Source organism: Salinibacterium sp. M195 (assembly GCF_019443965.1).
In the GTDB taxonomy this organism is placed as follows: Bacteria; Actinomycetota; Actinomycetes; order Actinomycetales; family Microbacteriaceae; genus Rhodoglobus.
Window position 1 is genome coordinate 2,205,306 of record NZ_CP040814.1, and the last position, 17,429, is coordinate 2,222,734.

Consider the following 17,429-nt stretch of genomic DNA (forward strand, 5'->3'; position numbering starts at 1 on the left):
CTTACACTATCCGTCATGAATGATGCATCCGTGTCGGGCGCAGCCCGCAGCGCAAAGAACAGCACCGCCCTCCGCGTTTTGGCGCGACTAGGTTTCGCCGTGAATGGTTTGGTACACATTCTCATCGGCGCCCTGGCGGTGGGTATTGCCACGGGCGGCGGGAGCACTGACGCTGACCAATCAGGCGCATTCCAGCAACTCGCCTCGACTCCGGGCGGTGTCTTTCTCCTGTGGACGGTGGTCGTCGGAATGTTCGCGCTAGGCCTGTGGCTCCTCATTTCGGCGTTTCTCATGCCAGCTGGCGACTCGAAACGCAGATGGGCACGTCGAGTCGCCGAAGCGGCCAAGGGCCTGACGTACATTGCCCTAGGAGCAACCGCAGTGCCGTTTGCTCTCGGAGGCTCATCAAGTTCGTCTGGCAGCTCGAGCAGCCTCAGCGGCACCCTGATGTCGTCCCCGGCCGGCGTCATTGTCTTGATTGTTGTCGGGGTTGCGGTGGTCGGGGTCGGTGTCTATTTTGTGCGCAAGGGCGTCACCCAAAAGTTCACGGAAGACATTTCGCTCCCCCGCGAGCCGATGCGAAAGGGCGTTCTCGCCCTCGGCATTTCCGGCTACGTCGCGAAAGGTATCGCTATTGGCATTGCAGGAATTCTTGTCGTCGTAGCGGCGGTGACTCACGATCCCAGCAGGTCCACGGGGCTTGATGGTGCGCTGACGAGCTTGGCGGCACTTCCGTTTGGCGTCGTCATCTTGATTGTTATCGCGATCGGCCTGATCGCCTACGGACTATATTGTTTCGTCCGAGCTCGCTTCGCTCGGCTGTAGGTCGCGCACCCGACCAGAATGGGAACGCTTTCGGATGCGGCGCTCCCCGTCGATCTTTGCGGCTAGCGGTGCTGCGACCACAACGGCAATTCCGATGCCGAGCAGCAACGCGCCAACAGTGTCGGTGAGCCAGTGCGCACCCAAATAGGTGCGGCTGAGCATCATGACGACCGTGTAGACACTCGCGGCAATCCACACCCACACTCGGGGAAAGAGGATAGATAGCACGAAAGCCATCACCGCTGCGTTCGCTACGTGCCCTGACGGAAATGAACCGAAGTCGACGGTAACGAGAATAGTGTCCGGTCGCGTTCGTGCAAATAGGTGCTTGAGCAGCTGCACCGATCCTCCGGTAACGACTGTGGCAATCGTGAAGTACAGCGCACCCCAAGGCCGCTTGATGAGAAGCAGCGCGATGATTATTGCTCCGGGCACGATAAAGCTCGCGACGACCCCCGCGCCCAGATAGTTCATCACTAGCGATACCGATTGCCAGAGCGGATTGCGGCTATCAGAGAGCACGGTCATCCAGAAAGTGTCGACGGCGAGGGGCATCCCGTGGTCGCGAACCACGATGAGGGCTCCCAGCGCCACGACCAACCCCAGCGCCACTAATCCACTCAGTAGCGGCCAAAAGCGACGGACGCGTCGTGCCCGCTCGGTGGCGGCGGCTTCCGGATGTTTCTTCACCATGACGCAATGCTAAAACTTTCTTCGGGCGAAAGGTAAACATAAAGAACACCTACAGCGATCACCCGCTAGAGTCATTTCACTGTCGACATCCGCTGACAGAATCCCATCACATCCGCCCCGTTAGCTGACGGATGATGCCCAGAAAGTCTGAGGTGGATTGATGACCGAATCGCCCCGCACCACTGCGTCACCGGCTTTGACTGCTGCTGTGATTTACAACCCTGTAAAGGTCGACCTTGCGGCAATCAAAGCGGCCGTCGCGGTGCACGAAGAGGCTGCTGGCTGGAATGCCACCCAGTATTTGGCGACGAGCAAGAAGGACCCGGGGCAGGGCGTAACGAAGCAAGCTCTGGATGCGGGTGCCGACGTGGTCATCGTCGCTGGCGGCGACGGAACCGTGCGTGCGGTCGCCGAAATTCTGCACGACAGTGAGGCCGCAATGGCCCTGATGCCATCGGGAACAGGCAATCTCTTCGCTCGCAACCTTGATCTCCCCCTTGATGACATCGAAGCTTCGGTCCAGGCCGCTTTTGAGGGTGAGGATCGCCTCGTCGACATCGGCCTGATCGATATTCGTGACGAGAACGAAAAGCTGTCGAAACACGCATTCGTGGTCATGGCCGGTTTAGGGCTTGATGCAAGAATGTTGGTGAACACTGATGAGGATCTCAAGAAGAAGATTGGTTGGCTCGCGTATGTCGGCGCAATCGCCAAGGCTCTGACCGATCAGAGCGAACTCCAGCTGAAATATCGACTCGATGGCGGGCGGTCTCACGCCGCTCGAGCCCACACCATCATTATTGGAAACTGCGGCTCTCTGACGGCCAATGTGCTTCTCCTTCCCGATGCCGCCCCGGATGACGGGTTCTTTGACGTTGCCGTCATGCGGCCGGAGGGGGTCGTCGGTTGGCTGCAGATCATGGGCAAAGTCCTCTGGGAAAACGGGGTTCTTCGCCGAATCAAGGGCGGGGAAGCTCTCACGACTAAAGACGTGCGTGCTTTGAACTATGTCAAGGCGAAGCAGATGACCGTGCGCCTGAATCACGCCGAAGAAATTGAACTCGATGGTGACAGCTTCGGAAAGGCGATCGCCTTCAAGACTCGTATCAAGCCGGCCGGGTTGCGGATGCGCGTGCCCCGGGCATAGCTCGGTAGTGGCGGTGGTCACGCTGCCGGTTCAACCTATTCTGCAGTCTCGGTCTCGGTCTCGGTCTCCGTCTCGGGGTCGGGGTCTTCCCGCTGCGCGGTTTGTTCGGTGCGGGCATTCAACGCCGCGAGGATCCGGGCGAGGTCCATGGCAATTGCGGCGGAAGCTCCCATTGTTGTTGCCGTTGCGGTGCTTTGTCGTTCATCCAGTTCTGCGGTTAGCGATGCAAGGGCTTCAACCGCTGCGCTGTGGGCTGTTTCACGCTCCTCCTCTGATTCCCAGTCGCGCAGTAGTGTCGACAGCGCTTCGAGCGCCTTGCTGAGTACCGGCCGCAGTTCCGGGCGAAGCTGGATTTTGATGGGGGTGCCCCAAACCGCGCCGGTAAGAACATCGGTGATGTCTCGCACGTGGAAGGTAACGTTTTCGAGGGCGGCGAGGTCGTCGTAGTCGGCCCGCAAGTCACGTCGATAGCGCCGGGCTCGCGGGTTCGCCTTGCGACTTTCGTCTGCGAGCTGCACCGCTGATCGTACTTCACCGGAAACACTGACAAGGGTGTCTTTAGCGGATGCCCAACCGTCACGTTCTGGTGGCCAGCTTTCGGCCAGTGCTTCGGCAATTTCCGACAGATGGTCGGAGAGCACTCGGCGAAAGTTGGTGAGCTGTTGATCTACGGCGTTCTGGCTGAGTGCCGGGAAAATGAGCACGTTCACGAGCAGGCCGACAACAATACCGAGGCTGACTTGCTCGAGGTATCCGATTGAATAGTCGTCGGCATCCGGCCCACCAATGATGAGAACGAACAGCACGGTGACGGGGATGTATTCGCGGTTGGCGCCGAACCAGCCGGTGGCGGCGATGAGGGCACCGGCACCGACTGCGAGCGACATCGTGAGAACGCTTGGTGAACTGAAGATAATCACCGCGCCCGCGAGCACAATTGCGACCGCGAGACTTCCGAGAGTTTGCAGCGCGTTCTTCATCGACCCCATCAGGGTCGGGTACATACTGACGATGGCGCCAAGCGGTGCGTAGTAGGGGTAGTTGTCGGCGACTCCAGGCAGGTAAGGCGCGATCGTCCAGGCGATGCCGACGGCGAGGGCAGTCTTTGCCGCTTGCAATATCCGCAGCCGCGTGATGTCTGACTTCATTCGCCACGCTGTTCTTTTTACTGGCCTGAGCGTGTTGTCGGCCAGTTCACGTCGCCTCATGGGCGTGCCATCAGATCCGCGCCGCCACCGGGTGCAGGTTCTGGATGCTCGATCCTGACGCGATCGGGACGAAAGCCGTGTTCGATTCCCCACAGCACGGCGTTGGTTCTGCTGCTCACACCGATCGTTCGGTAGCAGCTTCGAATGTACGTTTTGATGGAGTTGATCGAGAGGTGGGTTCGCTCAGCGATCTCGGTATTCGAGAGACCTTGGGTGATGAGCGCTAACACTTCGGCTTCGCGTTCTGTCAGTCCCTCTTCTCGCCCCGGCCAGTCGCCGCCAATAACACCGGCAGTGCCCGTTGCGCCGAGGTGAACGCGCTCGCCTCCATTGCGAATTGCTTCGAGAGCGGCAACGAGTTGGGCCGCTGGCAACCCTTTGGAGACGTAGCCGCCAGCTCCGTGAGTAATCGCAGTATTCACGAGAGTCGGATCAAGATTCCACGAGTAGACAACGACGGCGGCAACGAGAGGGTTCGCGGCGAGCTCCCGAACGGCAGCGCGGTCTTCCCGAGTGGAGGCGAAGGTGTCGTAGAGCGCAATGTCGACGTGCTCACTTACCTGCTTATTGAGGTCAAGCTCGACCACGTGAATTCGGTTTCGATAGGAGCGCAGCATGCTGACGACCCCACGTGCAACAACCTCGTAATCATTGACCAGGGCGACTCGCACTTCATTCATTCGTCAACAATATTGCTGAAGAGCTCGAAGAATGCGTTTCTTCACCCTTTAGGGTGAAGCCACTCAGCCACTGTCCTGAATATTCTCAGGTTGTGGGCGTGGTTTTCGGCTGCGCTCATGGCTTCGCTAACCCCCGTTCGCGAGCCTCCCCCACGAGTAGGAGCTCAATCGTGAGTGCATCAGACAAGATCGAAAACTCAGCTGAAGATCTCAAAGGCAAGACCAAGGAAGCCGCTGGAAAGGCAACCGACAACGAAGAACTTGAGGCTGAGGGTAAGACAGATCAGGCAAAAGCTGACCTCAAGAAGGCCGCAGAGAACGTCAAAGACGCCGTCTCAGAATAGCCGTCGCCAACCTCAGCACGCCCCTCCCTCATCCTTCGAAAGGACCCTACTTTTATGAATACTCTTCTTATCATCGTCGCCGTTATCGCCGTTATTTTGCTTCTCACCGGCGGTCTTGTTCAGTCGCTCAACTTCCTCCTCTGGGTGGGACTTGTGTTGGCCGTTATCGCCGTCATCGTCTTTCTCGCTCGCAAGCTCACGGGTGGTCGGGTCTAATACCCTCCGTCCGCTGACTTAGCAGAAGCAGTTCATCGAGGTATTCCCCCCAGAGCCGGATGAACTGATCGAGGGGCGTTGGGCTCGCACAGCCCAGCGCCCCTCTCTTATAACAATTCCCGGATCGGGCTGAGCGCTACGCTCCCCTAATCGCGACGTAGACGGTGTTGGATGACACCCCACCCGTGAGTGCATTATCAAAGTCGACAGCATGTGCGGTGGGGTTCTCGAAGACCTGGCCTAGGCGTCCCATGAATTCGTCGTCAGACGGGTCATCCGACCAGAGCGCGAATACTCCGCCGTCGGCGAGATGAGCCCGCACGCGGCGCAGACCGTCAACGGTATAGAGGTCGGCGTGGCTGGGGTCGAGCTGGTGCCGGGGTGAGTGGTCGACATCCAGCAGGATCACGTCGTAGGGATCGGTCGGCGCTGCGCGCATCACCGCAAAGAAGTCGGCGTGGGTGAGGGTCGTGCGGCTGTCGCCCGTGAGCTCAGCAGACTCCGGAAGGAGTCCCCGATTGTGCCAGTCGATCACGGTGGGCAGCGCGTCGATCACTTCGAGTGAGGCCACGCGCGGATCGGCAAGAGCAGCAACGGCTGTGTAGCCGAGGCCAAGTCCCCCGTTGACGACGCGCAACCGGTCGCCACTGGCTGCGGCGAGCCCGAGGTCGGAGAGCGCAATTTCAGCAACAGTGAAGAGGCTCGACATGAGGTACTCGTCGCCGAGCTTCACCTCGTAGACATCAACGTCGAGCGTTGGCTCGCGTCGACGTCGCAGGGTGAGTTCCCCCATCGGAGTTTCTTGAAAGTCGAGCTCTTCGAAGCGGGAGATAGCCATGGGTCGAGCCTACGTGCAGGTGGCGCCTTCGCGTGTTGTGTTCAACGGCCAGCGGCGGGCTGTCGCCAAACAACCGTCAACGAGCGTGTGGGGCTAGCATCGAACCTCAGTGGCACGTGGCGATAAGGACAGCGTCGATCTCCCCGAAAGGCAAAACAGTGAACGAACTCACATGGGATGGCTATATCAATGCCCGAGACTTCGGTGGCCTTCCCACTGAGCTCTCCACCACGGGAACGACGATATCGGGACGGATTGCTCGGGGGCCGCGACGGGAACGGTTGACGGCAGCCGGGTGGGCCGATGCTCGCAGGTGGGGCTTGGCATCCGTGGTCGATCTCCGTTGCCCGCAGGAGATTGGTCCCGGCGAGGGCGATCACGCCATTGCCGAGGACGTGCTCGCGGGCATCACGATCGTCAATGCTCCAACGGAAGACCAAGACGACCCTGAATTCTGGGAGACATGCGCCCCCATCTTGGACTCCCCTGAATACTGGGCGCACAACTGGCGACTGCAGCCCCAGCTCGTGCGTGCTTCACTCGACGCCATCGCGAACTCCGCTCCCGGAATTCTGGTGCATTGCAGCGCCGGCCGAGATCGCACCGGAATGATCAGCGCTCTCCTGCTCGGCAATGCCGGAGTCGCACCCGCTGCTGTAGCAGCCGACTACGCCAACTCTGTGCGCACGATGGCCACCATTGCTCAGCTGGCACCTGGCGTAGATCAGCAGCCAGTGCGGTCATCCGAAGAAGTGGACGAATGGATGCTCGACAAATTGCCCATCGTTCAGGACGTGGCGGCGCACACGAACAAGATTTTCGACATACTCGGTGTCTCAAGTGCGACTCGCACCGTGCTTCGCGCGTTGCTCGTCGTCGAGTAGCCGTATCGGGCAGTATGGTCCCATGCGCGCAGAAAACGTCACAGGGCCGATTGCTTTTCATGGGGAAAGCCCTGTCTGGTGGCCAGCCTGGGGCGGCCTGCGGTTCGTGGATGCCCATGCGGCCGACCTGCTCACCCTCACCGCCGGGGACGTGGAGCGGCTGCACACCCACGAAGACTCCGCATCGTTCGTCCGCCCACGAGAGGGAGGCGGTTATGTTCTGGGAACCCTTCGCGGCCTAGCCTTGTCAGACACCGCGGATGCCGCGCCCACGCACCATGCCACGCTGCTGAGCAGCAATCGTCAGCAGATGAACGACGGAGGAATTACTCCGGACGGCGAACTACTGGTCGGATCGATGTCGAACGACGGCTCACCAAGCGGATTTCTTTTTAAGGTCTCCCCTGACCTCTCGTTCACACGCGTTCTCGATCGTGTGGCTTGCTCGAACGGAGTCGGCTTCACCGCGAGCGGGAGTAGCGGGTACTACGTCGACACCCTTACATCGCAAATAGATGCCTTCGACTACGCCGGCTCTCACATCGAAAACAGACGCCTTTTCGCAAAGGTTGACCCTGACGACGGACTGCCAGATGGACTCACCGTTGACCGCGACGGCAATGTCTGGGTCGCCATCTGGGGTGCCAGCGAAGTGCGTGCTTACTCCCCCGCCGGAGAGCATGTGGCATCCATCGAGCTGCCGGTACGGCAAGTGAGCGCGTGCACCTTTGGGGATGACGACTTAGGAACTCTGTACATCACGACGTCACGCCAAGGCCTCACAGCGACCGAAGATCGAGAAGCTGGTTCCCTTTTCCGCGTACGTACGGGAACGTTTGGCGTACCCGCAACGGCGTTCGCCGGATAGCCGGATCGACCTAGCCAGCAAAACTGTGCGAGCTGAAGTTCGGGTTAACAATCGCTTCGACGTCTTTTCCGGACAAGAAGTTCACTACGTTTAGTGCCGCGTGAACGGGGAGATCAGCTAGTGACTGAGGCGAATACCACGCTGCGTGAGGGCTCAACTGCACATTTCCTCTACCGCGAAGGCGACTCGCTGCACCCAGTGGCTCCGACTCGAAGACGTCGAGCGCTGCGCCACTGATTACACCGTGCTCTAGTGCGTCTGCGAGAGCGTTTTCGTCGACAAGAGGGCCGCGGCAGGTATTGACAAGCGAGCTCGTACTCTTCATGCTGGCCAGCGCATCAGTATCGATGAGGTGGTGCGTTTGCTCGGTAAGCGGGGCATGGAGCGTGAGAATATCGGCACGCGCAATCGCGGCTGCTACCTCGACCAACTCGTATCCTGCCTTACTAATTCGATCGGAGTCTTGGTAGGGGTCGGCGATAAGGACCTGAAAACCTAGGGCGGCACAGCTCGCCGCGACGAGTGACCCGATTCGACCGTAGCCAACGATGCTCACCGTAGAGAGCGACGGTCGGATGCTCATGGGCCGAGCCGCGACCGCAGCCCAGCGTCCTTCTTGCACTTGCGCGTCATACGCTTTGAGTCCTCGCGCTTGGCTGAGAATCATAGCGACCGTATGGGCGGCAACTTCTTCAACGCAATAAGCGGGAGTATTCGCGACAGCGATGCCGCGTCTAGTCGCTGCACCGACATCGATCATGTCGTACCCGATGCCGAGACGACTGATGAACTTAAGGTTTGGCAGCCTGTCGAGCAGTGCATCGTCGATCGTCGCCCACTGAACCACGAGCGCCTCGGCATCCCCGGCGGCGGCGACTATATCGTCGGCTGAGTTCGATGCTGCGTGCGTGACGCCTAAACCTGCCTCACTCAGAACGTCCGTTATCGCCGTCCCTGGGAGGTCGCAATCGGTGATGATGACGGATTCTTTGACCATACGCAAACGCTATAGCATCTAGCAAAATTTCGCTACGGGCTGCTTTCTGTTTCAGAATGCTATAGCGTTCTATTCATGCCAATTCGACGCGCAATTATTACAGGATCGAGCTCCGGCATTGGTGCCGCTACCGCCGAGTTGCTCGCCAAACAGGGCTATGCCGTCTGGCTGACCTACACCGGCGGCGAAGCAGCCGGCCGAGCGGTCGCCGACCGTTGCATCGCAGCCGGAGCGCCCGATGTGCGGCTATCACGCCTCGACTTGCGCTCGCCAGAGTCGATAGATGCGCTGGTTGCTGAGGTGACTGCATCTTGGGGCGAGCTCCACGTACTGGTAAACAACGGCGGCGTGTGCCCCTATACGAGCTTTGAGGACATCACCATTGACGACTGGGATGCGGTAATGGAGACCAACGGTCGCGGCACGTTCCTCCTGTCACGAGCGACGCTGCCACTATTGCGGCTTGCCCAACAGAATCGATCTGATGCCGACCGCAGCATCATCAACCTCTCGTCTATTGCCGGCCAAGTTGGAGCTCTCAAAACGGGGATGCACTATGCCGCTAGCAAAGGCGCCATCTTGGCAATAACGCGGAGCTTCGCGCGCCTGCTGGCAGACGAACGCATCAGGGTAAATGCGGTAACGCCTGGCCCTGTTGTCAGCGCAATCACGGACAATCTCACGGGGCAATCGAGGGCGTCCCTCGAATCGTCAATCCCCCTCGGAAAGTTTGGCGAACCAGAAGATGTTGCGTGGATCATCGCTTCTCTCGCCGCTCCGGAAGCAAGGTTTGTTACCGGTGCAACGTACGACGTCAATGGCGGCGTTCGGATCGATTAGGACTACAAAGGAAAACTATGAATGCCCTCAATGTCGTCGTTGCTCAACTCGCTGCCTTTAACGACCACGATCTCGATGCCTTTATCGCGACCTACTCCCCTGACGCGGTCGTGACCGGCGTCATCGCTGAGCCGATTGTTGGCCGTGAGGCCCTCATCGAGTTTTACCGACCACGATTTGAGAACCCCCAGTTGAGCTGCGAGATCGAAACCGTCGTGCAATTTGGGGACCGCTGGGTTACAGCGCGAGAGTACGTTCGAAACGGCGACGCCGTCACGGAAACGATCGCGACATTCGACGTAGTGGACGGACTCATTCAGCGTGCGTCGATGCTCAAAGCCTGATTCCTACTGGTCGAGCCCATAGCGCTTCATCAACTCGGGATCCGGATCAGGAGCTCCGAAGGCGGCCGTCCATCCACCGTCAACGGCGATTGATTCCCCGGAGAGGTAATGTGAGTCCGGCCCGAGCAAGAAAGCGGTTACGCCCGCGATCTCTTCGACGGTGCCGAGTCTGCGCATCGGCGGCCCCTCTGTCAGCAACCGTTCCGCAGCTTCCGGATCTGCCGCAGCGGCAATTTGCGCCTCAAGATGAGGAGTTCGCACCCCACCCGGCGCAATGGTGTTCGCGCGAATCCCGAATCGGCCGTAGGTAACAGCGATACTCCGAGATAACGCGTCGATTCCCCCTTTAGTGAATTCGTACGCTGCGTGGTTCGCATGGCTCGCACGACCGTGGATGGAGCCTATGTTGACGATTGAGCCACCGGAACGCTGCGCGGTGAACGATTCCACAGCCGCTGACGCGCCCCACATGTAGCCAAGCCCATTGGTCTCGATCACGTCCCGAACGACAGCCTGGTCGAGGTCGTGAAGCACGGTGGGCCGCGTGATTCCAGCGTTGTTAACCCAACCGGCAAGAGGCGCATAGTCCATTGCCTGGCGTGCGGCAGCGCGATGAGCCTCACACTCGCGGGAATCGCCCACAACGACAGCAGCGCAGATGCCTGCCTCTAGCGTTCCAGACCCCGGCGACCGTTCCAAGCCGACCACAATCCATCCGTCTTCAGAAAGCCGTTCAGCAATTCCGCGACCGATGCCTTTGCCACTGCCGGTAACCACAACACTTCGAGTCACAATTTCTCCACACCAAAGTCAAATAGAGCCGGGTCCAACGTAAACCCCAGGCCAGCTGTCGTCGGCGGCACCGCATATCCGGCCACAAACTCTGGTCCACCTCGAACGAGCGAGGGCGACGGATCGTAGGGGTTCACGCTCCTATTAAAGGTCTCGACACCGACACCTAAGTGAACGCTAACCTCCGGGTAAACGTGGCAAGAGACTTCTGTCCCACGCTCGGCAGCCCACTCCACCAGTATTCGCGCCTGGGTGATCCCTCCGACCGCAATAACGTCAAGCCGCAGAACGTCGATCGCTTCTGATTCGACAAGAGAGCGCAGCACGAGCGGATCTGTCACCTCGTCACCGACGGCGATTGTCAGCCCACTGCCCCGACGTAATCGTGCGCACCCTTCGACGTCCTCAGGCAACAGCGGATCCTCCAGCCACGCGAGCTCGGGATCTCCCCACTGGCTGACATCGTTGAGCGCTTCATCGCTGGAGTTCCAACCGAATCCCACGTCCACCACAAGGCCCGTTTTTTCCGGGAGCTCTTGTCGAAGGGTCGAGATCAACTCCCTCATGAAGTCGTTATCAGGCGAACGCGAAATTTTCACAAGCGGCCACCCCTCTTGTGCCTGAGATACGACCTCGTCGACAACGTCGCGAACTGACCTGCCGGGAGTGGGGTATGCCGCGACAAGCATCGTCGGCCTCGGATCGGGACTGGTGCCCAGCATCTGCCACAGCGGTAGTCCTGCGCGCTGGCTTGCGATGTCCCAGGTCGCTACATCGACCATCCCGATGGCGCGACGCACGAGACCAACACGACCAACGATTGCACTGCCTCGATACGCTTTATCCCACACGATCTCGGGCGCGCCACTATCCTGTGCCAGAACGGTCGGGGCGATCAGTCGCGAGACGATCTCGGCCATCGGAGCTTCCCGTGACAATGCGTACGACTGCCCGACATATCCATCTGCGCTCTCGACCTGAACCGCGCAATACTCGCGACGAGTCACCGTCATCGCCCCCAGCTGGAGCGGTTCTGGCAGCGACAGTGAGCGCGTAGCGGTCGCTACACGGACGATATTTCGGTCAGCGCTCACGAGGAGGGCTTCTTTGCCAGCGGAATGCCGTAGTCGACCATGAATCCCCCATCGACGTACAGGGTTTGGCCGTTCATGTAACTGGCGCCGTCCGAGACGAGAAAGCTGACGGCAGCAGCAACTTCGCTGGCATCCGCAAGCCGCTTGGCCGGAATTCGCGAGAGGATCGTGTCGATATTGAGCGTTCCCGCCGCAATTCCTTCGCGAAAGACCCCGGTATCCACGTAGCCCGGCGCCACAGCGTTTACTCGAACGCCACGAGATGCCCATTCCGCACCCGCAGTCGACGTAAGACCGATTACCGCAGCCTTTGTTGTCGCATAGGGAGCACGGCCGGCAGAGCCGCGGGCCGCGACCGAAGAAATGTTGACGATTCGGCCTTCACCTTGCGCGAGCATGTGTCGTCCACCAGCCTGAAGCGTGTTGAATACTCCGTGAAGATTGACGTTGACGACCGTTTCCCACTCGGACCACGTCAGCTCTTCGAGAGAACGATGCCGCTGAATTCCCGCGTTGTTGATTAACACGTCAATTCGACCGAACTCCGTGACGATCTCGTCGAATACCGTAGAGACGTGCGCATGGTCGGTTACATCCAGCTCGCGCCAGAGAATACTGCTATCCCCCTCGGTCAGCCCAGCGACGACATCTGCCGCAATCACCAAGTATCCGTCCGCCACCAAGCGCTGGCCGATGGACCAACCGATTCCTGCTGCGCCACCGGTGACAACCGCTACGCGACGTGAATCACTCATGAGCACCCTCCAATAATTCTTCAACTAGTTGAATTGAGAACGCTTCCAGCCGCTCTAGTGAACCCGGCTTTAGCGGCGTTTGCCAAGCTTGATAGGCGCCGCGTTCGTAGGCGTCGGTTGTGGGCAAATAGACAAAACCAGGGCCATTGGTCAGGTTGACGACCACAATCGGATTCAACGGGAACCGCTCACGCAGCACGATCTGCAACTTCGAGTAGGCCTCTCCCGGATGCCCGACGAAGACAGCATCCCCAACTCGCCATGCCCACACAGGATGCTGAACAGTCGAACCAAGAACGTAACCATCACGCAGATTGCGCGCGCGACTAATTCGCTCTCGCCTGCTGGCCTCATCGATATCTGCCCATTGAAATTCAAGCTCGGCAATGGTGGGCAAATCGACAAATTCGAGTTCGACTGCCCCCCTGACAGAGCTAAGCGCATCGTGTGAGCCTTGCGCCGTGGTTTCCCACATTGCTAGCGGCGCTCCTGACTCCACCAACCCCGTCAACTCCAGCTGGCTTCCAACAGCCGGCAGCGAACTAAGTGCTGCCAGCACGGAGTAACCAAGCGAACGACCGTGGCGGTCCGCGACTTCGGTATCACCGGTGTATTGCTCTTTTGGCGCCAACTCTCCGGCTGCTCCCAGCAAGAACACGCAGGGCGCGCCAGTGTCACTTTCAACAATCTCTCTCATCTCACCGATGTAATCAGGTGAAATAAGCCGATTTTGCCAAGTGAGCGTCGTCGGGTGACAGGCATAGTTCACGATCGTCCCGATGATGCGGCCGGAAGCATCCGAGACGCGGCCGACCAACACTGTGTCGTCCGCCACTTCGTCTGGATTGAAGCCCACCAGCGCGCGGCCGTCGATGACCAGCTCCCGGTTCGCCGCTAAAGAACAACCACCTTCCACCCACTCAATTCGCCCTGACTGTCGATTGGCGAGTGCCTCACGCGCTGCCTCGATCGCCGCCTCTGCCAGCGTGTCAAGATACGCTCCGATCAGTTCTCCGCCCGGGAGATCTTCATCGGCACGACACAGCACCGGCCCAGCGTGAGTATGAGACAACGAAATAGTGAGCTGTTCTGGGCGCAAGCCGACAGCCTCGAGAACTGCTCCGCGGAAGGCCCACTCATCATCAACTCGTCGCCACCATGTCGCATCAACGGCGATGGAGACATGATCGTGCCCAGTAGAGGAGCCGAAAGCGAGCGCCGTCAGCGTCATCGGCAGGTGTGTTCCTTCCGACCTGTCCCATTCGGCTGGGCCCCAGTTTCGCGCACGAATTCCGAGTGGCGGAGTAATGTCTCGACGTGCAAGACCGACACTGCCCACGAAGTGCGGGACGTGAATTTTGCTTCCGATCAGGGTCATCGTGCTACCTCTTCAACCTCGTATGCGGCGGCCAACTTCGCTGCGGTCTTGCGACGTTCTCGCTCGATGAGCGGATCTGCCACAGGGATTGCTGCCATGAGCGACCGTGTGTATTCGTGCTGGGGGTTTGCGTACAATTCGTCACGAGATGCGAGTTCAACGATTTCTCCACGCCGCATCACCGCGATGTTGTCTGCCATGTAGCGAATCACCGCAAGATCGTGGCTGATGAAAAGGTAGGTCAGCCCGAGCCGCTGCTGAAGCTCGCGGAGGAGATTCAACACTTGGGCTTGAATCGACACGTCCAAAGCCGACACCGATTCGTCGAGCACCATAAAGTCGGGGTCGAGAACTAGCGACCGCGCAATCGACACACGCTGGCATTGCCCACCCGACATCGTGCGCGGGTAGCGATCGGCGAACTCGGCGCCGAGTCCGACAAGCTCAAGCATCTCAGCAACCTTGGCCTGGCGTTCAACGCGGGTTCCCATCCGATGCGCGATTAAGGGTGACTCGATGATCTGCGACACGGTCTGCCGACGGTTGAGCGACGAGAACGGGTCTTGAAACACCATTTGCATCCGCCGGCGCAACGACCGGAGGTCGGCCGGCTTCATGGCGTGCACGTTGTTTCCCTGAAAATCAACGTTGCCGGAGTCGACTTTCATCAATCCAAGAACCGCGCGCGACACCGTCGACTTGCCTGATCCTGATTCTCCGACGAGCCCAAACGTCTCTCCCCGACGCACTTGGAAAGATACATTATCGATCGCGGTAATCCTTCGCCCCGAACCGAGATGGAAGGTCTTGTTTAGCCCGTCAACGCGGAGAACCACCTCGCCAGGTGCACCCTTCACCGCCGGCGGAGCAACCGGAGCAAGAGTTGCACGAGCCTCAGTGCTTGATACCGGAATAGGTTGTGTGACATCGATCGTCAGGTCGACAACTGATTGGAGGAGTACCTTGCTGTACTCGTTTTCTGGGTGCGCATACAGCTGCGTGGCCGGTGCCGACTCAACGATCTTTCCGTAGCGCATGACGTGGATCGTTTCGCAGAACCCGGCGGCAACACCGAGGTCGTGGGTGATTAGCACAACCGCGGTGCCATGCTCGCTCGCCAGGCGATCCAGCAAATCGATGATGACGGCCTGCGTCGTGACGTCTAATGCAGTCGTAGGTTCGTCAGCAATCAACACGTCTGGCTTGCCAGACATTGCCATGGCAATCATGACGCGCTGGCGCATCCCGCCCGAGAACTCATGGGCGTACTGCTTCATCCGTTCCTCGGGAAACGGCACCCCGACTTCTGCCAACAATTCGACCGCCTGAATATGCGCTGCGGCCTTCGTCGCCGTAGAGTGCAATCGAATTGCTTCGGTAAGTTGACGGCCGATCGTCATCACGGGGTTGAGCGATGACATCGGGTCTTGGTAGACCATCGCTACTCGACCGCCACGAACCCGGGTCATCTGCTTAGCGGAAAGCTTCAGAAGGTTCGTGCCGGCGAGCTCAACCGACCCACCGAGATTCGCACGATCGGCGAGCCCCATAATCGACAACGCTGTCAACGACTTTCCCGATCCGGACTCACCTACTAATCCGATGCGTTCTCCACGGCGGAGAACAAATGAGACCCCGTCGACCGGAGTTGTGTCGCCGTACTTCACCGTAAGGTCTGACACGTTGAGGACTATCTCGTCGTTACCTGCGGAAGTCATGAGCGTCCTTTCGACTTGGTGTTGGCGCCGAGCTGATCGGCCAGCAGATTGAGCATCCAGATTGTGATGAGGATAAGCAATGCCGGAAAGAGAACGTACGAGAACGACTGGTACATCTTCTGGTAGCCCTGCTGCACCAGAGTTCCCCAGGTTGCATCGGGTGGTTGGATTCCCAAGCCGACGAAGCTCATAGACGCTTCCAGGAGAATCACGTTCGCCGCGTTGATGGCGGTCTGCACCAAGATGGGCGTACGCACGTTGGGCAGTACTTCATTGAAAAGAAGACGACGTGGCGATGCGCCGTAGGCGACGGCCGCGGTGAAGTAGTCCTCTTGAATCTCGGCGAGGACCGTGGAGCGTACGAGACGTGCCGTGGTTGGCGTCAGCAATATGCCGATAATGAGGGCCAGACGCGCGGGAGTAGCCCCGAACGCAGAAATAAAGACCAACGCAAATAACATTTGCGGGATGGCCATGACTGTGTCGGCGAGCCTCATCAGGATTTCATCCGCAAGACCACGGGCGAATGCAGCAAGCATTCCCCACACGGTGCCGATTGCCATCGCTACTGCTGTAGCTCCGACAGCGATAAACATCGTCAGTTGTCCGCCATAGAGCACCCGGCTAAACAAGTCCCGCCCGAGTTCGTCTGTACCAAAAAGGTGCTCAAAGCTCGAGCCTGCGAATCGATCCTTGGATTGCGCTGTTGGGTCGAACGGGGCGAGCAACGGCGCAGCGATGCTGCTGATGACGATGATCCCCAGCACTCCCACGGCCAGCCATGTCTGCCAGCGTGTGTCGCGCAATTGGACGAGCCTCGACGAACGAGACCCCTTGAGCGTTATCAGTGCGGGATCAGCCACGGCGTGCTCCGATTCTCAGTCGCGGGTCGAGGACGCCGTACAGCAGATCGACGACCAGGGTTGTGACGATAAACATGGCGCTGATCAGGAGGACGACCGACTGAAGTACGGCATAGTCCCGTTTGAAGACGGCGTCAATTGCTAATGAGCCCAGTCCGGGGATTCCGAACACGTACTCGATAATCACGACACCACCGAGGGTGTATCCAACTACGAGGCCCAGCATTGTGAGGCTCGGGATCAACGCGTTCCTGAGTCCGTGGCTCACCACGACCGCCCATCGGTTGAGGCCCTTCCCTCGTGCGGTCCGGATGAATGAGGAAGAGAGAACCTCGATCATCGATGCACGAAGAAAACGCATCATGAGGGGCGCTGAGGCGAAAGCCAGCGTCAACGCCGGCAGAATCATCCGGATGAGGTTGCCACCCGGGTCTTCTGCGAAGGGGATGAAGCCGCGTGCGGGAAGCCACTTGAGGTTCACCGCGAAAACGACAATCAGCAAGATCCCGATGAGGAACTGAGGGAGAGCCATGCCGACAGTAGAAACCGCGGTGATAAAGCGATCAACCCACCCCAACGGCCGCAATGCAGAGATGACCGCTGCCGGGACGGCAATCAGAATTGCGGCAACGATTGAGAGCGCAGTGACTTCGAGGGTTGCCGGCAGGCGTAGTGCGATTAATTCATTGACCGAGAACTGGTTGAAATACGACTGACCGAAATCGCCTCGAAGGAGCCCGCCAAACCAACTGAGGTACTGCTGCCAAATGGGAGCATCCAACCCTGCCTCCTCGCGAAGACGCTGGATCATTTCCGCGTCAACGCCCGGAGTGGATCCCAAGCGAGTGATGATCGGGTCACCAGGTAAGAGCCTAAGGACGATAAATACGAGGAGCGAAGTGGCAATCAGCATCACGATGCTGATTGCCACTCGCCTGATAATGA

General features: G+C 59.2%; 20 protein-coding genes. 8 read left to right on the plus strand and 12 right to left on the minus strand.

The window, feature by feature from the left end:
* The first annotated feature begins 15 nt into the window (after window positions 1-15).
* Entirely contained in the window at window positions 16-825 is an 810-nt protein-coding gene (locus FFT87_RS10555; protein ID WP_255559634.1) for a DUF1206 domain-containing protein, read from the plus strand.
* Here FFT87_RS10555 and FFT87_RS10560 read toward each other — a convergent pair.
* The gene (locus tag FFT87_RS10560) at window positions 787-1,518 is read right to left on the minus strand and encodes a phosphatase PAP2 family protein (protein WP_219948685.1); all 732 of its coding nucleotides are present in this window, start codon (window positions 1,516-1,518) and stop codon (window positions 787-789) included. The two genes, FFT87_RS10555 and FFT87_RS10560, sit on opposite strands and share 39 nt — an antisense overlap.
* Window positions 1,519-1,678: 160 nt before the next feature.
* Here FFT87_RS10560 and FFT87_RS10565 point away from each other — a divergent pair, with 160 nt between their 5' ends.
* The gene (locus FFT87_RS10565; RefSeq protein ID WP_219948686.1) at window positions 1,679-2,665 is read left to right on the plus strand and encodes a diacylglycerol kinase family protein; all 987 of its coding nucleotides are present in this window, start codon (window positions 1,679-1,681) and stop codon (window positions 2,663-2,665) included.
* Between the two features lie 35 nt (window positions 2,666-2,700).
* Here the strand turns inward: FFT87_RS10565 and FFT87_RS10570 are convergent, their stop codons facing one another.
* Window positions 2,701-3,813, minus strand: coding sequence for an aromatic acid exporter family protein (locus tag FFT87_RS10570; protein ID WP_219948687.1), 1,113 nt, complete (start codon window positions 3,811-3,813; stop codon window positions 2,701-2,703).
* A gap of 56 nt (window positions 3,814-3,869) precedes the next feature.
* Window positions 3,870-4,553, minus strand: coding sequence for a response regulator transcription factor (locus FFT87_RS10575; RefSeq protein ID WP_219948688.1), 684 nt, complete (start codon window positions 4,551-4,553; stop codon window positions 3,870-3,872).
* A gap of 170 nt (window positions 4,554-4,723) precedes the next feature.
* Here FFT87_RS10575 and FFT87_RS10580 point away from each other — a divergent pair, with 170 nt between their 5' ends.
* Both FFT87_RS10580 and FFT87_RS10585 read left to right on the plus strand, forming a co-directional pair.
* On the plus strand, window positions 4,724-4,897 hold the full coding sequence (locus FFT87_RS10580; protein WP_219948689.1) for a CsbD family protein: 174 nt from the start codon (window positions 4,724-4,726) through the stop codon (window positions 4,895-4,897).
* Between the two features lie 54 nt (window positions 4,898-4,951).
* Window positions 4,952-5,113 (plus strand): hypothetical protein, encoded by a 162-nt coding sequence (locus tag FFT87_RS10585; protein ID WP_219948690.1) that lies wholly within the window; start codon window positions 4,952-4,954, stop codon window positions 5,111-5,113.
* Between the two features lie 136 nt (window positions 5,114-5,249).
* Here the strand turns inward: FFT87_RS10585 and FFT87_RS10590 are convergent, their stop codons facing one another.
* Window positions 5,250-5,951 carry a spermidine synthase gene (locus FFT87_RS10590; protein ID WP_219948691.1) on the minus strand — a complete coding sequence of 234 codons (702 nt, stop codon included), beginning with the start codon at window positions 5,949-5,951 and terminating at the stop codon, window positions 5,250-5,252.
* A gap of 158 nt (window positions 5,952-6,109) precedes the next feature.
* On the opposite strand from FFT87_RS10590, the gene FFT87_RS10595 reads away from it, so the two are divergent.
* Together FFT87_RS10595 and FFT87_RS10600 are read left to right on the plus strand one after the other, a co-directional pair.
* Complete coding sequence (locus FFT87_RS10595; RefSeq protein ID WP_219948692.1) at window positions 6,110-6,835, plus strand: tyrosine-protein phosphatase; 726 nt, start codon at window positions 6,110-6,112, stop codon at window positions 6,833-6,835.
* A gap of 22 nt (window positions 6,836-6,857) precedes the next feature.
* Window positions 6,858-7,703, plus strand: coding sequence for an SMP-30/gluconolactonase/LRE family protein (locus FFT87_RS10600; protein ID WP_219948693.1), 846 nt, complete (start codon window positions 6,858-6,860; stop codon window positions 7,701-7,703).
* Between the two features lie 10 nt (window positions 7,704-7,713).
* On the opposite strand, the gene FFT87_RS10605 is transcribed toward FFT87_RS10600, so the two are convergent.
* A complete protein-coding gene (locus FFT87_RS10605) occupies window positions 7,714-8,700 on the minus strand; it encodes a C-terminal binding protein (RefSeq protein ID WP_219948694.1) in 987 nt (328 codons plus the stop codon).
* Window positions 8,701-8,775: 75 nt separating this feature from the next.
* On the opposite strand from FFT87_RS10605, the gene FFT87_RS10610 reads away from it, so the two are divergent.
* Both FFT87_RS10610 and FFT87_RS10615 read left to right on the plus strand, forming a co-directional pair.
* Window positions 8,776-9,540: an SDR family NAD(P)-dependent oxidoreductase gene (locus FFT87_RS10610; protein WP_219948695.1), complete on the plus strand. Its 765-nt coding sequence runs from the start codon at window positions 8,776-8,778 to the stop codon at window positions 9,538-9,540.
* A 17-nt stretch (window positions 9,541-9,557) separates the two neighbouring features.
* A complete protein-coding gene (locus FFT87_RS10615) occupies window positions 9,558-9,884 on the plus strand; it encodes a nuclear transport factor 2 family protein (protein ID WP_219948696.1) in 327 nt (108 codons plus the stop codon).
* Window positions 9,885-9,887: 3 nt separating this feature from the next.
* Here FFT87_RS10615 and FFT87_RS10620 read toward each other — a convergent pair whose 3' ends face one another.
* From FFT87_RS10620 to FFT87_RS10650, 7 genes are read right to left on the minus strand one after another with little or no spacing between them, the layout of a single operon-like run.
* Window positions 9,888-10,676 (minus strand): SDR family NAD(P)-dependent oxidoreductase, encoded by a 789-nt coding sequence (locus tag FFT87_RS10620; protein WP_255559644.1) that lies wholly within the window; start codon window positions 10,674-10,676, stop codon window positions 9,888-9,890.
* Window positions 10,673-11,770, minus strand: coding sequence for an enolase C-terminal domain-like protein (locus FFT87_RS10625; RefSeq protein ID WP_219948697.1), 1,098 nt, complete (start codon window positions 11,768-11,770; stop codon window positions 10,673-10,675). Before FFT87_RS10625 ends, FFT87_RS10620 begins: the two co-directional genes overlap by 4 nt.
* Window positions 11,767-12,525: an SDR family NAD(P)-dependent oxidoreductase gene (locus FFT87_RS10630; RefSeq protein ID WP_219948698.1), complete on the minus strand. Its 759-nt coding sequence runs from the start codon at window positions 12,523-12,525 to the stop codon at window positions 11,767-11,769. The genes FFT87_RS10625 and FFT87_RS10630 overlap by 4 nt, the downstream gene beginning before the upstream one ends.
* Window positions 12,518-13,903, minus strand: a complete 1,386-nt coding sequence (locus FFT87_RS10635) for a hypothetical protein (RefSeq protein WP_219948699.1) — start codon at window positions 13,901-13,903, stop codon at window positions 12,518-12,520. The genes FFT87_RS10630 and FFT87_RS10635 overlap by 8 nt, the downstream gene beginning before the upstream one ends.
* A complete protein-coding gene (locus tag FFT87_RS10640) occupies window positions 13,900-15,621 on the minus strand; it encodes an ABC transporter ATP-binding protein (RefSeq protein ID WP_219948700.1) in 1,722 nt (573 codons plus the stop codon). The genes FFT87_RS10635 and FFT87_RS10640 overlap by 4 nt, the downstream gene beginning before the upstream one ends.
* Window positions 15,618-16,484 (minus strand): ABC transporter permease, encoded by an 867-nt coding sequence (locus tag FFT87_RS10645; protein WP_219948701.1) that lies wholly within the window; start codon window positions 16,482-16,484, stop codon window positions 15,618-15,620. Before FFT87_RS10645 ends, FFT87_RS10640 begins: the two co-directional genes overlap by 4 nt.
* Complete coding sequence (locus FFT87_RS10650; RefSeq protein ID WP_219948702.1) at window positions 16,477-17,415, minus strand: ABC transporter permease; 939 nt, start codon at window positions 17,413-17,415, stop codon at window positions 16,477-16,479. The genes FFT87_RS10645 and FFT87_RS10650 overlap by 8 nt, the downstream gene beginning before the upstream one ends.
* Window positions 17,416-17,429: the final 14 nt, after the last annotated feature.

Bases quoted from the DNA above. Each gene is read 5' to 3' on its own strand.
- FFT87_RS10555 (WP_255559634.1), top strand. From the start codon at position 16: ATGAATGATGCATCCGTGTCGGGCGCAGCCCGCAGCGCAAAGAACAGC.
- FFT87_RS10560 (WP_219948685.1), bottom strand. From the start codon at position 1,518: ATGGTGAAGAAACATCCGGAAGCCGCCGCCACCGAGCGGGCACGACGC.
- FFT87_RS10565 (WP_219948686.1), top strand. From the start codon at position 1,679: ATGACCGAATCGCCCCGCACCACTGCGTCACCGGCTTTGACTGCTGCT.
- FFT87_RS10570 (WP_219948687.1), bottom strand. From the start codon at position 3,813: ATGAAGTCAGACATCACGCGGCTGCGGATATTGCAAGCGGCAAAGACT.
- FFT87_RS10575 (WP_219948688.1), bottom strand. From the start codon at position 4,553: ATGAATGAAGTGCGAGTCGCCCTGGTCAATGATTACGAGGTTGTTGCA.
- FFT87_RS10585 (WP_219948690.1), top strand. From the start codon at position 4,952: ATGAATACTCTTCTTATCATCGTCGCCGTTATCGCCGTTATTTTGCTT.
- FFT87_RS10590 (WP_219948691.1), bottom strand. From the start codon at position 5,951: ATGGCTATCTCCCGCTTCGAAGAGCTCGACTTTCAAGAAACTCCGATG.
- FFT87_RS10600 (WP_219948693.1), top strand. From the start codon at position 6,858: ATGCGCGCAGAAAACGTCACAGGGCCGATTGCTTTTCATGGGGAAAGC.
- FFT87_RS10605 (WP_219948694.1), bottom strand. From the start codon at position 8,700: ATGGTCAAAGAATCCGTCATCATCACCGATTGCGACCTCCCAGGGACG.
- FFT87_RS10610 (WP_219948695.1), top strand. From the start codon at position 8,776: ATGCCAATTCGACGCGCAATTATTACAGGATCGAGCTCCGGCATTGGT.
- FFT87_RS10615 (WP_219948696.1), top strand. From the start codon at position 9,558: ATGAATGCCCTCAATGTCGTCGTTGCTCAACTCGCTGCCTTTAACGAC.
- FFT87_RS10630 (WP_219948698.1), bottom strand. From the start codon at position 12,525: ATGAGTGATTCACGTCGCGTAGCGGTTGTCACCGGTGGCGCAGCAGGA.
- FFT87_RS10635 (WP_219948699.1), bottom strand. From the start codon at position 13,903: ATGACCCTGATCGGAAGCAAAATTCACGTCCCGCACTTCGTGGGCAGT.
- FFT87_RS10640 (WP_219948700.1), bottom strand. From the start codon at position 15,621: ATGACTTCCGCAGGTAACGACGAGATAGTCCTCAACGTGTCAGACCTT.